At 46.9% G+C, this 13969-nt stretch carries 16 protein-coding genes; 6 read left to right on the forward strand and 10 right to left on the reverse strand.

Translation table 11 applies throughout. The features are described 5' to 3' along the window. Positions 1 to 90: 90 nt before the first annotated feature. A complete protein-coding gene (locus AC6R1A_RS07485) occupies positions 91 to 225 on the reverse strand; it encodes a hypothetical protein (protein ID WP_487902802.1) in 135 nt (44 codons plus the stop codon). Positions 226 to 347: 122 nt separating this feature from the next. Here AC6R1A_RS07485 and AC6R1A_RS07490 point away from each other — a divergent pair, with 122 nt between their 5' ends. Together AC6R1A_RS07490 and AC6R1A_RS07495 are read left to right on the forward strand one after the other, a co-directional pair. Then, positions 348 to 1274 (forward strand): D-2-hydroxyacid dehydrogenase, encoded by a 927-nt coding sequence (locus AC6R1A_RS07490; protein WP_500634084.1) that lies wholly within the window; start codon positions 348 to 350, stop codon positions 1272 to 1274. After that, complete coding sequence (locus AC6R1A_RS07495) at positions 1274 to 1858, forward strand: uracil-DNA glycosylase family protein (RefSeq protein ID WP_500634083.1); 585 nt, start codon at positions 1274 to 1276, stop codon at positions 1856 to 1858. Before AC6R1A_RS07490 ends, AC6R1A_RS07495 begins: the two co-directional genes overlap by 1 nt. Before the next feature lie 69 nt (positions 1859 to 1927). Here the strand turns inward: AC6R1A_RS07495 and AC6R1A_RS07500 are convergent, their stop codons facing one another. The 6 genes from AC6R1A_RS07500 to AC6R1A_RS07525 all read right to left on the reverse strand — a co-directional run bounded on the left by AC6R1A_RS07500 (position 1928) and on the right by AC6R1A_RS07525 (position 8362). Beyond that, a complete protein-coding gene (locus AC6R1A_RS07500; protein ID WP_500634082.1) occupies positions 1928 to 2767 on the reverse strand; it encodes a hypothetical protein in 840 nt (279 codons plus the stop codon). A gap of 14 nt (positions 2768 to 2781) precedes the next feature. Next, entirely contained in the window at positions 2782 to 4371 is a 1590-nt protein-coding gene (locus AC6R1A_RS07505) for a hypothetical protein (RefSeq protein ID WP_500634081.1), read from the reverse strand. Between the two features lie 2 nt (positions 4372 to 4373). After that, entirely contained in the window at positions 4374 to 5909 is a 1536-nt protein-coding gene (locus AC6R1A_RS07510; RefSeq protein ID WP_500634080.1) for an OmpA family protein, read from the reverse strand. Then, positions 5896 to 6318, reverse strand: coding sequence for a hypothetical protein (locus tag AC6R1A_RS07515; RefSeq protein WP_500634079.1), 423 nt, complete (start codon positions 6316 to 6318; stop codon positions 5896 to 5898). The genes AC6R1A_RS07510 and AC6R1A_RS07515 overlap by 14 nt, the downstream gene beginning before the upstream one ends. Before the next feature lie 350 nt (positions 6319 to 6668). Further along, a complete protein-coding gene (locus AC6R1A_RS07520; RefSeq protein ID WP_500630583.1) occupies positions 6669 to 7025 on the reverse strand; it encodes a DUF4870 family protein in 357 nt (118 codons plus the stop codon). A 170-nt stretch (positions 7026 to 7195) separates the two neighbouring features. Next, positions 7196 to 8362, reverse strand: a complete 1167-nt coding sequence (locus AC6R1A_RS07525; RefSeq protein WP_500634078.1) for a nucleotide sugar dehydrogenase — start codon at positions 8360 to 8362, stop codon at positions 7196 to 7198. A 170-nt stretch (positions 8363 to 8532) separates the two neighbouring features. Between AC6R1A_RS07525 and mntA the strand changes: the two genes are divergently transcribed. Continuing rightward, positions 8533 to 8943 (forward strand): type VII toxin-antitoxin system MntA family adenylyltransferase antitoxin, encoded by a 411-nt coding sequence (gene mntA / locus AC6R1A_RS07530; RefSeq protein ID WP_487902806.1) that lies wholly within the window; start codon positions 8533 to 8535, stop codon positions 8941 to 8943. Further along, positions 8933 to 9367 carry a type VII toxin-antitoxin system HepT family RNase toxin gene (hepT, locus tag AC6R1A_RS07535; protein ID WP_487902807.1) on the forward strand — a complete coding sequence of 145 codons (435 nt, stop codon included), beginning with the start codon at positions 8933 to 8935 and terminating at the stop codon, positions 9365 to 9367. The genes mntA and hepT overlap by 11 nt, the downstream gene beginning before the upstream one ends. A 115-nt stretch (positions 9368 to 9482) precedes the next feature. Here hepT and groL read toward each other — a convergent pair whose 3' ends face one another. From groL to AC6R1A_RS07550, 3 genes are all read right to left on the reverse strand, one after another. Next, the gene (groL, locus tag AC6R1A_RS07540) at positions 9483 to 11126 is read right to left on the reverse strand and encodes a chaperonin GroEL (protein WP_500634077.1); all 1644 of its coding nucleotides are present in this window, start codon (positions 11124 to 11126) and stop codon (positions 9483 to 9485) included. 72 nt (positions 11127 to 11198) lie between these two features. Further along, a complete protein-coding gene (locus tag AC6R1A_RS07545; RefSeq protein WP_334554749.1) occupies positions 11199 to 11489 on the reverse strand; it encodes a co-chaperone GroES in 291 nt (96 codons plus the stop codon). A 204-nt stretch (positions 11490 to 11693) separates the two neighbouring features. After that, positions 11694 to 12578: a LysR family transcriptional regulator gene (locus AC6R1A_RS07550; protein WP_500634076.1), complete on the reverse strand. Its 885-nt coding sequence runs from the start codon at positions 12576 to 12578 to the stop codon at positions 11694 to 11696. A gap of 108 nt (positions 12579 to 12686) precedes the next feature. Here AC6R1A_RS07550 and AC6R1A_RS07555 point away from each other — a divergent pair, with 108 nt between their 5' ends. After that, complete coding sequence (locus tag AC6R1A_RS07555; protein WP_500634075.1) at positions 12687 to 12989, forward strand: putative quinol monooxygenase; 303 nt, start codon at positions 12687 to 12689, stop codon at positions 12987 to 12989. Beyond that, positions 12986 to 13963, forward strand: coding sequence for a Gfo/Idh/MocA family protein (locus AC6R1A_RS07560; RefSeq protein ID WP_500646166.1), 978 nt, complete (start codon positions 12986 to 12988; stop codon positions 13961 to 13963). The genes AC6R1A_RS07555 and AC6R1A_RS07560 overlap by 4 nt, the downstream gene beginning before the upstream one ends. Positions 13964 to 13969: the final 6 nt, after the last annotated feature.

The following is a 13969-nucleotide window of genomic DNA, read 5'->3' on the forward strand; positions in this document are numbered from 1 at the left end:
ACGATCGAACCAAACGGCGAAACAACCGATAGAAAACACCGAGGCGAGGATCATTAGCATCGCGAGAGTAAAGTACGTCATCTTAAGCTCCTACTGTTTTCTTTTCGCATTGTCACTGATACGCTTCTCTAAACACGCGATCAAACGTTCCGAATTAAAGGTAAGGAAAGCGACGGCGCTGCCTATCAGCAACATCACCAGCAGAAAAATCGTCGTCGTACTCATATGGCCTCCGAGAGCGAGATTGATTGAGTCACCATTGTCAGTGTAACGGGTATCATCAAATAAAACCAATGGATAGATAAGCCATTGTTCGCCCGCCAGACGATATCAATAAGGATGTTTCCATGACCTTTGCTTCCCACAATGTCTACCTGTTGACTGAGCACAACGAGCGCTATCAAGCGCTACTCAATGCGTTGAATTTACCGGATCTCACGTTCACGCAAGACAAATCCGAAGCGACCATCTTGCTGGCCGCGCCGCCGATGGCCGCTAAAGCCATGGATCAATTTCCCAACCTAGAGTGGATTCAATCTATCTATGCCGGTGTCGATGCGCTGGTGCCGCACTTGCAAGACTTTGAAGGTGTGCTGACTAACGTGAAGGGCATATTCGGTCAGCAGATTTCGGAGTATGTGCTCGGTTATGTGATTGCCCACCAGCGTCATTTTGCCCACTATCAAAGCGAGCAGCAAAAAGCGCAATGGACGCCAAAGCCCTACACCTCTTTAAATGAACTCAATATGGTCATTCTCGGTAGTGGCTCGATTGGTACTCACCTCGCCCAAAGTGCCAAGGCGCTGGGCATGCGCGTCTCTGGCGTGAATCGCAGCGGGATCCCGAGCAAGCACTCGCCATTCGATGCGCTCTACCATGTGCAAGAGCTAACAACTGCGCTGGCGGGCGCGAATGTGGTGGTCAACACCCTGCCCAACACGCCGGACACTCAGCATATTCTCAACCATCAGACCTTAAGTCACTTAGACCAAGCCTTGCTGTTTAACGTTGGCCGAGGCGCGGCGTTAGATGAACATGCGTTGATTGAAGCCATTGAGCAAGGCTGCGTGCAGCATGCGTTTTTGGATGTGTTTGAGCAAGAGCCACTGCATGACGAGCATCCATTTTGGTCCCACCCTCATATCACCGTCACGCCACACATTGCTGCGCTGAGCTTTCCAGAGCAGGTTGCAGAGATATTTGCCGAAAATTACGCGAGATGGCGTGACGGGTTTCGTTTGCTGCATGTGGTGGAGCCAAAGCGAGGTTACTGATGCTGGATTCACTGCTGAGCGAGATTCGCGCCTGTCGCCACTGCGAGCCGCACCTGCCGCTGGGCGCCAATCCGGTGATCCAAGCCCATCAGGAGGCCAAGCTAATGATTATCGGCCAAGCGCCTGGCACCCGTGTTCATCACAGCTCCATTCCATGGAATGACCCTAGTGGCGACCGGCTGCGAGATTGGCTAGGCTTAGACAAGCTGAGGTTCTACGACGCCAAGAACATTGCGATTATGCCGATGGGGTTGTGTTATCCCGGCAAAGGCCACTCTGGAGATCTGCCCCCGCGCAAAGAGTGTGCGCCAATGTGGCATCAAAAGGTGCTTGAAGCGCTGCCCAATATCGGCATGACACTGCTAATTGGCCAATACGCACAGCGCTACTACCTCTCAGACAAACCCCGCTCACTCACCGAGACAGTCAAACAATGGCAAACTTGGGCGCCCCACACGCTCCCCCTGCCTCACCCTTCACCACGCAATACTTTATGGCTAAAGCGCAACCCGTGGTTTGAGGCGGAGGTAGTGCCTTATATTCGCCAGTATGTGCATGAGCATCTGAATCATCAGAGTTTTTAACAAGTCAAATAAAAACTCCCTTCTGTATGAATCACATGAAGGGAGTCTCACCGAACACTTTGATATCGCCTAACGGATATCACTGAGTAGCATTGGCTTACCAAAAGCAATCAGGTTAGCGTTGCTTTGATTAAAGTAGTCTCGCCAAAACAGCTCTAAGTAATTCATCTTCTGAGCCGATATGTATTGCTGATTACCGGGCACAACCCCGGTACCAATAATATAAACATCGGCTTGATTGAAGTTTGCAAACATCTGAGCGTTGGATACTTTTACCAACTCTTGCTGCGGATCGATGACCCGCGTTTTATTGCTCTTATAAAATGACGTGATGTCAGAGTTCTCGAGCATGTCGCTGATGATCAGAACAACTTTTCTTTTCGAGGTCGAGTATGTCAGGACTTGTCTGCTGATGTCATTGAGCGTGCCAATCAACTCCGTATTAGTTGGCTTTTCTTGTGGTTGAAATGCCTCTTGTAATGCCACCCCAATTTGATTGAGCATAAACTTATGCTGTTGGTCCAGACATTTGTCTAAAGCCTTTAAAACTGATTTCTTAACATAACTACGATGCTCATCATCTATCTGAGTATCAAGCTGACCGTTAAATGCGACTTTGGTATAGCTGTCTTGGGCAAAAGATGAAAACTCGACGAGTTGAACTTTATCACCAGGCTGGATAAATCGGGTCACACTCTGATACAACTCGGCCTTGATACCTTGGTCAAGCGAATGAGCCATCGTTTTATCAACGAGGATAACCAGCTCTCTCTCCATGGGCTTCTGGTAATACTCGCTAGGTACGTCCGTTGTGCAACTAGGCACATCGTTTCTCAATGTCGCCGCTTGCGAAAGTTGAGCAAAGAGCGCAAACACGATGCAAGAAAGTGGCAAAAGAATCCTCTTCATATCTACTCCTTTCATTAAGACGACATCGCTTGTTGTTGCAATCGAGCCAATCGCTCTTCTGCCGTTTCAGGCTTGGGTTCGTTTTGAATAGCTTTCAATGCGGTGACAATTTGCTCATCCGTTAACCCATCCAAATCGTTATTTTTTACTTTGTTCATGATATCAACATCACTTAAAAAGGCCTCCGCTACCGAGGGTGTATCCAACTGATTAGGCTCAATCACAGCTTGATTATTTGTGCTCTGCGGCTTTACCGTCGGTGCTTCACTAGGCTTGTCGTTATGAAACACAGGCTGTTGAGCTTTAATCAACTCCGGCGACTCAGCATTTTTCAATGCTCTCAGTTTGTAATAGTTGATAAAGTTACGACTAGATGGGTTGTATGCTGCGTATATGACATGTTGCTCACCAGAATTTTGCTGTGCGTAAATCGCAATTTTGCTCTGCAAATGTGAGAGAACACTCTGAGCAACCCTTTCAACCCCCGCTTGACGAGAAGCGAAATACTCTAGGTAAGCATTAACGTTTGAAAATTTGTAAGTGGCGTTGTAGGCATCTTTCGACTCTTTACCAGAAAACGTACTCTTGAAACCAAGATAAATACTGTAAGCCTGCATCGCTGCAAAAATGACGGCCAACATAATGAATGTCATCCATCCACCTCGCTTGTGCGCGTCAATCGCATCTCGGAATGCCGCTTTTTCGGCTTCGTCATTGTAGTTCGTCAACTCAGCCGGTGCTGAGTCAGCAAATGGGTTAGCGACAGCAAACACACCACCCATTCCTTCTTGTTCATGACCACTGATTTCTTCAATAGCCAGTTTCTCGAGCACTTGACCACGCACATACGTTGCTCCCACGGCAACAATGGAAATAAACAGAACGGTAACGATACTCATCATCCAAGACTTAGTGAAACCAGCATTGGTTTTTGCCAAACGGTTTGCAATTTGTCGCCAACTAGGCTCTTGATCATCGATTGTGTTTGTCTTGGATTTTAATCCCACATTTAAGTTTGGCGAAATAACACCGGGTTTTTGAGGATCATGATTCCAATGTAGTCTCACTTTTCCAATTTGCTGATTGCGATAAAGCTCCCCACCCATAGCATGAGTAAAACCAACAAGTAGGACACTAATCAACAGTGCAATCCCAACCGCCGCTTGTATTTGAATCGACTCACTGCCGTCTTGAATGGTAAAACCCGCCAATACATAGGCAAAGCCCGCCGCTTCAATCAATACCATCACTGATAAGCCCAACCATGTGTACCATTTCATCGGGGAGATACCTGTGTCACCGACCTTATTTAGATAACGGCTGGATTGCTCATAATGGTATTCATCGGCATTGTATTTATCAAAATAAGGCAGAAAACTGTTGCATACCTCTCGCTCAGAGTTAAACCAACGTTGATCATCCAAGCCCAATCTTTTGGCCAAACGCGCGTTTTTACCAAACAATGGAATACGGTAATAGAGAGCTTTTAGTTGCAAGTTAATTGCATCACGATTACTCAAATATAGCGCAATCAGAGCAACGGTCGTACCGATCGCCGTCACCAACATGCGATTCAATAGAAGCCAAGCTGTAAGTCCATTCATGATTATAATTTTCCTGGTTTGTAGTCTGCAATCATCAGGCCCTTAGGCCCTTGGTAGTAAATTTTTCCTGCAAAAGACGAAAAGTTTCCATTGGAATGCGTTTTATTCGCAGCAATATCAATGCATTTAATTGGGTAGTTTTCCTCTTGCACAAACGCTCGATAGATAACCCCCTTTGTTCCGTTGTAGATATTGACGTGGACATCTTTTTGGGTTTTGGCAGGCTTAACGTTTGAGTTACGACCGTAGCCTTGGTAAACGTATAATTGTGGTGTTTCCGTCACGACGAGCTTATGTCGGTCTACCGCAACCGGAGCCAACGCCACTAGGTGGTCGTTCACGTTCGCGCCCCACGCCGTCTTGTTCATCCCTGGTAAATAATCCGTGGTTCGCAGGTTGTCATCTCCCAGCTGTTTGAGACCTGTGGTCACGCTAGGCTCATCGTAAACACACGAAGACTCCTCGAGAGTATTGGCCACTGCTTGACCAATTAAAGAAAAACGGTTGGACTCTTGAGCTCCTATGTACGCAAAAAGATTGTCATCCAAACCCTCGTATAATTGCCCGCCAAAGTCTACGAATGCCCGACTGCTTAAGCTACGACGGTTATCTTTATTAATAACCTCTTTGGCTGCCTCTGACGTTTGCTGTGAATGAGCCATACCTTTATTAACTTGTTGACTTACCGTCTGGCTGCGACTGGCAATATTATCTGTGGTACGCATCTTGGCGAAGCTAGGTTCTGTGGCTTTGTATTTCACATAGTTCGTTACGTACTCGGGTTTATTATCCAAAGTAACGACTTCAATCCGGCGGTTTTCTGCACGCCCTTGAACAGAGTTGTTTGAAGCAATCGGCTGCGATTCACCGGCCCCATATACGTAGATGTTTTCTTTAGGAATACCATTTTTTATCAGTTGCTTGGCTACACTTGTAGCGCGCTCTAATGAGATCTTTGCATTGAGCTGGGCTGAGCCTGTACTATCGGTATGTCCAACAATCAGTATCGCACTACCACTCGGTTTTACCGTCTCCGCGTATTGACTAAAAAAGCGCTGATGCTTTTTACTGGAAATTGATGTTTGCCCTGACTTAAAGATGTCTCCCTTTACCGTTGCCGACAAACCAACGACTTCCGAAGAGCCTATAACCTGCTTTATGCGCTCAGTATTGCCTGACTTTTCAGCTTCAATAATGGCTTGTGACTGGACAGCAACCATCTGGCCTTCCTCTTCCGAGGAGCCTACTCGCTCAAATTCAACCTCAACGGCTTCTTTTTCTGCGGCTAGAGCCAATTTTTCTTCTCGCTGTGCCCAATAGTACCCAACGGAACAGCCAACCAACGCCCCGACGCCCGCACCTATCCATGCTCCTTTATCACCACCAATTGCATTGCCAGCTAAACCACCAACAATCATTCCGCCAGCACACCCAATTAATGTGGTCGAGCTGATGCCACCAAAATCACCGGTGTTCGAACAACTGGTAATAGATAAAGCGATACTAACGGACACTGCAACTTGTTTAAATCTCGGCATTTTTTACATCCATGCAACTGTACTGAATTGTGTTTTTACGGTCGCCAGCCCATCGAACGGCGTAATGTTCATTGAGCGGCTCAATTTCTAAAACTTGCTCAAGTTGATGTGGTTGATCCACCAGATGAAAACGCCACAAGTCTGATGTCTGTTCGATAGATACAACATCAAACTCATATCGAATAGAGTGAGGCATACCTAAACTTTGGAGAGCCAGATTAAAGGTCGTAATCAACTCAACATTCTCTGGGTTGATACGAAAATTAAAGGTCGTTTCCTCTTCACCGATAGACAGCACGCCAGTAAAACTTTGACACTGGGGGAGTGAGACGGGGGGAGACATGAGCAAATACACTACCCATGACATCGTCATGATAATTAGAACTAACGTTGCTTTCTTGAGGCCCATTTTGAGTCACATCAATAGTGAATATAGGTGCCTTGTTAAGGACAAGAAATCAACAAAACACCAACTAGACAACCGATCATCGTTATTTGTAAATACTTAATTAGTCGATGATTTTTATGTTATGTAATATCTTTTTACAAAGATTGGGAGACACAATCAAGAAATGGTCGACACAAACACGACCAATACATTCAAATATGTGATCAATAGCACTGAAAGTGAATTTATTGACACCAGTTTATATAAAACAACAAGAGCAAATGAAAAACCAAAAGACACCATAAAAACAAGAAAAGCGCCCTCATAAAATGAGCGCGCTTTAACTTACGATCAAGCAAACTACACCGCTATTATGCGAAAGACTTGCTGTCTATCGCCCTCGCAATACCTTTGATGTATTTGTATAAAGAGTAAATGAGCGCTGCAAGCAACACGATATACCCCACCACAAATACTAGTGTGAGCACGCCCAGAATGCTGAGAATGACTGATACCCAAAATGTTTTTGTCGCGTTTGAAAAATGACTTTCAAATACGGTTCCTTTGGCATCAGCACGTTTGACGTACGCCCAAATCACACCAGCTATGGACAGCAATCCACCTGTAAACACACCCAATAACAGTAACCCATACGTAATTAGAACGTGTGTGCGTATACTCGACAAGTCTGCCGCTCCCTCTTCCATGGTCGCCGTTGTCTCGTTCATCAATCCTATCTCCTATGCAATTGATTGATATAAAAACAACATAATAAACTCTAGGAATAAATTTAAATAGTGCGCTTGTTCATTGTTTTTTAAGAAATTATCATGAAACAGTTCGATTTAAACACCTAGGCAGGAAACGCGCCTACTTACACTCTGCAAATTAAAATACTTCAATCTGAACCAAACAAATCTCGCGTGTATACCTTCTCTTCCACATCCATCAGCGCTTCACAGCGTCGGTTCGAAACAATCACGTCGGCGCGTGATTTAAATGCGTCAAGATCACGAATGACGGGCGAATTGAAAAAGTGCGGCTCAGTGATGACAGGCTCATACACAATCACTTCAATCCCTCTGGCCTTCAAACGTTTCATGATCCCCTGTATCGATGACGAGCGAAAGTTGTCCGATCCAGACTTCATGATCAAACGATAAATCCCCACCACCTTGGGTTGACGCTTTAGGATCGCTTCTGCAATCACATCTTTGCGAGTTTTGTTCGCCGCCACAATCGCAGCGATCAAGTTGTTTGGCACGTCACGATAGTTCGCGAGCAACTGTTTGGTGTCTTTCGGTAAACAGTAACCGCCATAACCAAAGGATGGATTATTGTAGTGATCGCCGATACGTGGATCGAGCCCGACACCTTCAATGATTTGCTTGGTATCTAAGCCATGACTCTCGGCGTAAGAGTCCAATTCATTAAAGTACGCAACGCGCATCGCTAGGTAGGTATTAGAGAACAGCTTGACCGCTTCGGCCTCTGTCGAATCGGTAAACAATACCGGGATATCGGTCTTGACCGCCCCGTCGGTCAGTAACGCAGCAAACTGCTTAGCCCGTTCACTCTGCTCTCCTACAATAATACGAGAGGGATACAGGTTGTCATACAACGCTTTGCCTTCACGAAGAAACTCAGGCGAAAATAATATCTGATCACATTGGAAACGCGCTTTGACTTGCTCAGTATAGCCCACGGGGACTGTGGATTTGATCACCATGACCGCCGATGCGTTTAACGCCAGCACCTGCTGAATAACACTTTCAACAGAGTGCGTATCAAATGTATTGGTCACCGGATCATAATCTGTCGGCGTGGCAATAATGACAAACTGGGCACCCTCTAGCGCTTCTTGCATGTCAGTGGTGGCTCGAAAATTGAGCGGTTTCTCGCGTAAAAACAGCTCGATTTCCGGATCTCGAATGGGGGATATACGGTCGTTGAGCTTATCGACTTTGCTTGCCACCACATCCACAGCCATCACTTGGTGATGCTGGGCCAAAAGCAGCGCGTTAGATAGCCCGACATACCCACACCCTATCACTGCAATCTTCATTGCGCGGTTCCTATTTCTCGTTAATACCCCATCTAGAAATAAAAGCCGCAGGTTGCAGTGAAAAGACACTCTGTTGACGATTTTACGACAATGTGTCGCTGTCTAAGATGTCCGCTTGTTGATTAATTCGTTATACTTTTGACCTAGGATACTGAAAAAAGAACGCCAAAATGGAAAGTGTGAGACTGGATACCGAAACGATCATCTCGCGTGTTTTAGAGCAAGCGGCAACATCTCCAGATATCGAGGTGGTATGGCTGTATGGCTCAAGAGCTCAAGGGAAAGAACACGAGGATAGTGACGTTGACTTAGCGATTGCTTTTCATGACTTTTCGTTGTCACCGTTTGAAAAATACCTTCGCCCTAATACCCTTACCTTAGATTGGGCACAATCACTTGACCTACCAAGTGACAAGCTAAGTATTGTCGATATCAATCAGGTGCCAGCTTACTTAGGTTTTAGTATCGTAAACGAAGGCCGTGTCATTTACGGAGCCGATTGCCCGCGAGCATACCGAGAATCGAGTCGAATTTACTCAATGTATGAACATCAGCGTAGAGAACAACAGCATGAAGAATGATGGACTGCAAGCCTACCTCCACGAAGCAGAGAAACATCAACACACTTACCTCCTTGAACTCCATGAGTTAAGAGAAGATTTGATGACAACAGGCTTAAAGTCTCGTGACTTTCGAGCGGCAGAACGTCTCCTTCAAGTCTATAGCGAGCTCTGTATTGGTCTTGCTAAACATTGGGTTAAATCTATTCAAGGCAAGAGCACGTCCGAAGCGTATCAAGCCTTCACTTTACTTAAAGAGCACCAACTCATTACAAGCTCGGAACTCATGACGTGGAAGCGCATCATTGGCATGAGAAATGGCCTGGTTCATGATTACCTGAACATCGACCTTTTGATTGTTGAGGGGATCATCAAAGAGCAGCAATATCTCGCCTTACATGACTTCGCAACCAAAGCGATTAATGTACTCTCGAAGGTTAATTGAAGCCTTTACTTACTATAATTAATTAAAAAATACGCAAAAAAAAACGGAGGCCGAAGCCTCCGTATGATGCCCCGCCTGAGCGAGACCTCTCTTTCAACCAGAAGGGTTGGGATGATTACATCATGCCCATACCACCCATTCCGCCCATGCCGCCCATATCAGGCATTGCTGGTGCCTCTTTTTGTGGTAGGTCGGTGACCATGGCTTCAGTGGTAATCATAAGACCTGCGACAGACGCTGCGAATTGAAGTGCAGAGCGAGTCACTTTCGTTGGGTCTAGGATACCCATCTCAATCATGTCACCGTACTCGCCGGTTGCTGCGTTGTAGCCGTAGTTACCTTCGCCAGCACGAACGTTGTTCGCGACGACAGACTCTTCATCACCGGCGTTCTTAGTGATTTGACGGATTGGCGCTTCCATCGCGCGAAGTGCCACGCGGATACCAACGTTTTGCTCTTCGTTGTCACCTTCAAGGTTCGCCACTTTCGATGCTGCGCGAATAAGAGCAACACCACCACCGGCAACCACGCCTTCTTCTACTGCCGCGCGAGTCGCGTGCAGCGCATCTTCAACGCGGTCTTTCTTCTCTTTCATTTCCACTTCTGTCGCTGCGCCCACTTTGATCACAGCCACACCGCCGGCAAGTTTCGCCACGCGCTCTTGAAGTTTTTCTTTGTCGTAGTCTGAAGTTGCATCTTCGATTTGCTGACGAATCTGCGCCACGCGACCTTGAATCATCTCTTGCTCACCCACGCCATCGATGATGGTGGTGTTTTCTTTGGTGATGGTCACGCGCTTCGCTTGACCTAGGTCTTCTAGCGTTACTTTTTCTAGCTCTAGGCCGATCTCTTCAGAGATAACCGTACCGCCAGTCAAAATCGCGATGTCTTGCAGCATCGCTTTACGACGATCGCCAAAGCCTGGTGCTTTCACTGCCGCCACTTTCACGATACCGCGCATGTTGTTAACAACCAGTGTCGCCAGCGCTTCACCTTCGACATCTTCTGCAATGATAAGCAGAGGACGAGACGCTTTTGCTACCGCTTCTAGCGTTGGAAGAAGCTCGCGGATGTTAGAGACTTTCTTGTCGATCAGTAGGATGAATGGGCTTTCTAGATCAACCGAGCCCGCTTCTTGGTTGTTGATGAAGTAAGGCGATAGGTAGCCACGGTCAAACTGCATACCTTCTACCACATCGAGCTCATCTTGCAGGGCTTGACCTTCTTCTACTGTGATCACGCCATCACGGCCCACTTTTTCCATCGCTTCAGCAATGATGTTACCTACGGTTGCGTCAGAGTTGGCAGAAATCGTACCGACCTGTGCAATCGCTTTGGTGTCTGAACAAGGCACAGAGAGCGCTTTAAGCTCTTCTACAGCAGCGGTCACGGCTTTGTCGATGCCGCGCTTAAGATCCATTGGGTTCATACCCGCCGCTACCGCTTTTAGACCTTCGTTAACAATCGCTTGCGCCAATACAGTCGCGGTAGTGGTACCGTCACCTGCCGCGTCGTTTGCTTGAGACGCGACTTCTTTGACCATTTGTGCGCCCATGTTTTGGAACTTGTCTTCCAATTCAATTTCACGCGCAACAGAGACACCATCTTTGGTGATGGTTGGTGCACCGAACGATTTGTCCAGTACCACGTTGCGGCCTTTAGGGCCCAGCGTCACTTTTACTGCGTCAGCCAGAACGTTCACACCTTCTAGCATTTTAATGCGTGCATCGTTACCAAATTTTACGTCTTTAGCAGCCATCTTTATCTTCCTTTCTAAATTCGATTGATTTTGTTAGTTGGGATTCAGAATTGAATTACTCAACGTTTGCTATTACTCAACGATAGCCATGATGTCGTTTTCAGACATGATCAGAACTTCTTTACCGTCGACTTTTTCGGTTCTTGTGCCGTAGCCTTCAGCAAAAATCACCGTATCACCCACTTTTACGTCTAGAGGCTGAACTGAGCCATTTTCTAGAATGCGGCCTTTACCCACAGCGAGTACTACGCCGCGCGTCGATTTTTCTGCCGCAGAACCAGTAAGAACGATGCCACCGGCTGACTTAGATTCAACTTCTTGGCGTTCTACGATAACTCGGTCGTGTAATGGACGAATGTTCATCGGTCGTCTCTCCTGATAATTTCCATTTAGGTTTGATAACGCCCTCAAAGCATTGGCTCTGAGGCTTTAAAGTCTTGTGCTGACTATTTCAGTCGCGTGCTAACTATATGAGGGATGGTTTGGGTAAACCCAAGGGGGAGAGATGAAAAATTTGTGATCGAGGTTGAAGAAGTGGTGGGTTGCCCACGTTCGGACTTCTCATGGTTATGTTTTGGCGTTTACCGCTGCAACGACAAAATCAACAAAGGTCCGGTTTTTGAGTGACAAATTTTTGGAGCGATACAGCAGGTGTATCGGCTTAGCTTTAGGAACGGCATCTTGCAGGATCTCCATCAACTGGCCGGACTCAATCTCTGGCTCGACCAACAGCTTCGGCTGCAACAGAACACCACATCCTTGGATCGCCGCGAATTTCAATACGTCACCATTGTTTGAGGCAAGCCTAATGCGGCTTTGATCAAAGGTACTGGCGGGCAGGTTCATCACTTGTTGGCTTTCACCTTGGTGATAGTGAAAGCCCAAACAGCAGTGATGTCTGAGATCTTCCAATGATTGAATCCGTCCATGCGCGTTGAGATACGAAGGCGCGGCACAATAGGTCATCGGATAATCGCCTAGCTTTCTTGCAACCAGTGAAGAGTCCACCAGTTCACCTATGCGGATAATGACGTCGGCATCCGTTCGAAACGGGTCAATCAGGTTATTGTCGAGCAACATTTCTACATTGATATCAGGATGCTCAGAGAGAAAGTCGGCGACAATCGGCGCCAATACCGTCTTTCCATAGGTGACAGGACAATTCACTTTGACCGTACCACGGGGCCGATTGATCAGCGTATGAATCAAATTTTCGGCGTTGGCGATGTCTTCAATAATCCGATGGCACTCTTGGTAGTAGAGTTTGCCCGCTTCGGTGAGTGACTGTTTTCGGGTGGTGCGATGAATCAATTGTGTCCCTAAACTTTGTTCTAGAAATCGAACATGTTTGCCGATCATGGTAGGAGACAAGTCGAAGTGATGCGCTGCGCTGCGAAAACTGCCCTGTTCAACCACGCAGGCAAAGACTTTCATACTGGTCAGCTTGTCCATTGCGCACCTATAGTTAATAAAGAATAAACTGGCGGAAAGTTTATCAATTAGAACGCGTCAATTAAAGTTGACCTTGAACATCCAAAGCCAACAACACAGAGACCACTCATGAGCCAAACGATTTTTGTCACCGCTGAGCTGAGAATGAATGCTGACCAACCAAGAGCGACGGTTATCCAAGCCATCGAGCAATTTTGCCTTGATATGCAAAGTGAAGCCGGCTGCTTACAAGCAATGGCGACGTACGATGACAACGTGCCACAACGAGTGATTTTGTGGGAACGTTATGAGAATCGTGCGGCTATTGAAGCCCATTTCACTATGGCCCATACCCGCGCATTTATCGCTTCGGAGATGACCGAATTGGTTCAGGCTTTTGAAACACAACAAAATGGAGCGCAAGTATCATGAAATGGGGCATTCTTGGAACCAGTTTTATCTCTGGCGTGATGGCAGAAGCCATTAAACAGGATAGTCAAAGTGAGCTGTACGCGGTAGCGGGGCGCTCTGAGAGCAATTTAGCAGCCTTTGCCAAGCAGTACGGGATTGCACACACATTCACAGATTACGACGCGCTACTGAGTGATGAGCAAGTCGATATTATCTACATTGCCTTGCCGAACCATCTTCACCATGACTTTATTATTAAGGCGGCTCAACAAAGTAAAGCGATTTTGTGTGAGAAATCGCTTTCCATCGATATGGAAAAGACGAAACTGGCGCTACAAGCGGTCAAAGACCATCAGGTGTTTTTCGCCGAAGGCTTGATGTACCTGCATCACCCTTTGATTCAAGAGCTGGTTACCATACTCAAATCCGGTGAGATTGGTGAACTGCGATCGATTCATACCTCTTACATTGCCTCCATCGCCCAGTTCGTCAATCCAGACAGCAAAGGGGCGATATACAACCTTGGTTGCTACCCAATCTCGTTACTGTACCTGGTTGTGAAAACCCTGCTGGGAGAAGACGCTTTTGCGAATCGTTCTCTCAAGGCCATCAGCCGAAGAGGCGCCGACAACAACATCTGTGAAACCACATTGTTGATGAGTTTTGGCGACCACCACACCGCCACCGTACACACCGCTGAAGATCATGGTTTGAAGCATCACTTCACAATCCTTGGCAGTAAAGGCTGTATAACCATGGAAACTAACCCATGGCTTCCCGCTCAAGACAACCGAGTCAGTGTGGAAATCTATGAGACCTCTAAGCGCGACGTGACGGTAACAGCAGAAGGCGACGCGTTCTTGTATCAAGTACGCCAGGTGCGCCGTGCCATAGAAGCCGGACAAAAAGAGCTGCTCAGCCCTTGTGCCAACTGGCAAGACTCCTACAACATTATGCAATTGTTGACGGAATGGGAGAGTCTTGGCGACGCTTGATCCGCC

This window comes from Vibrio sp. R10-SG3-ISO3 (assembly GCF_059834225.1).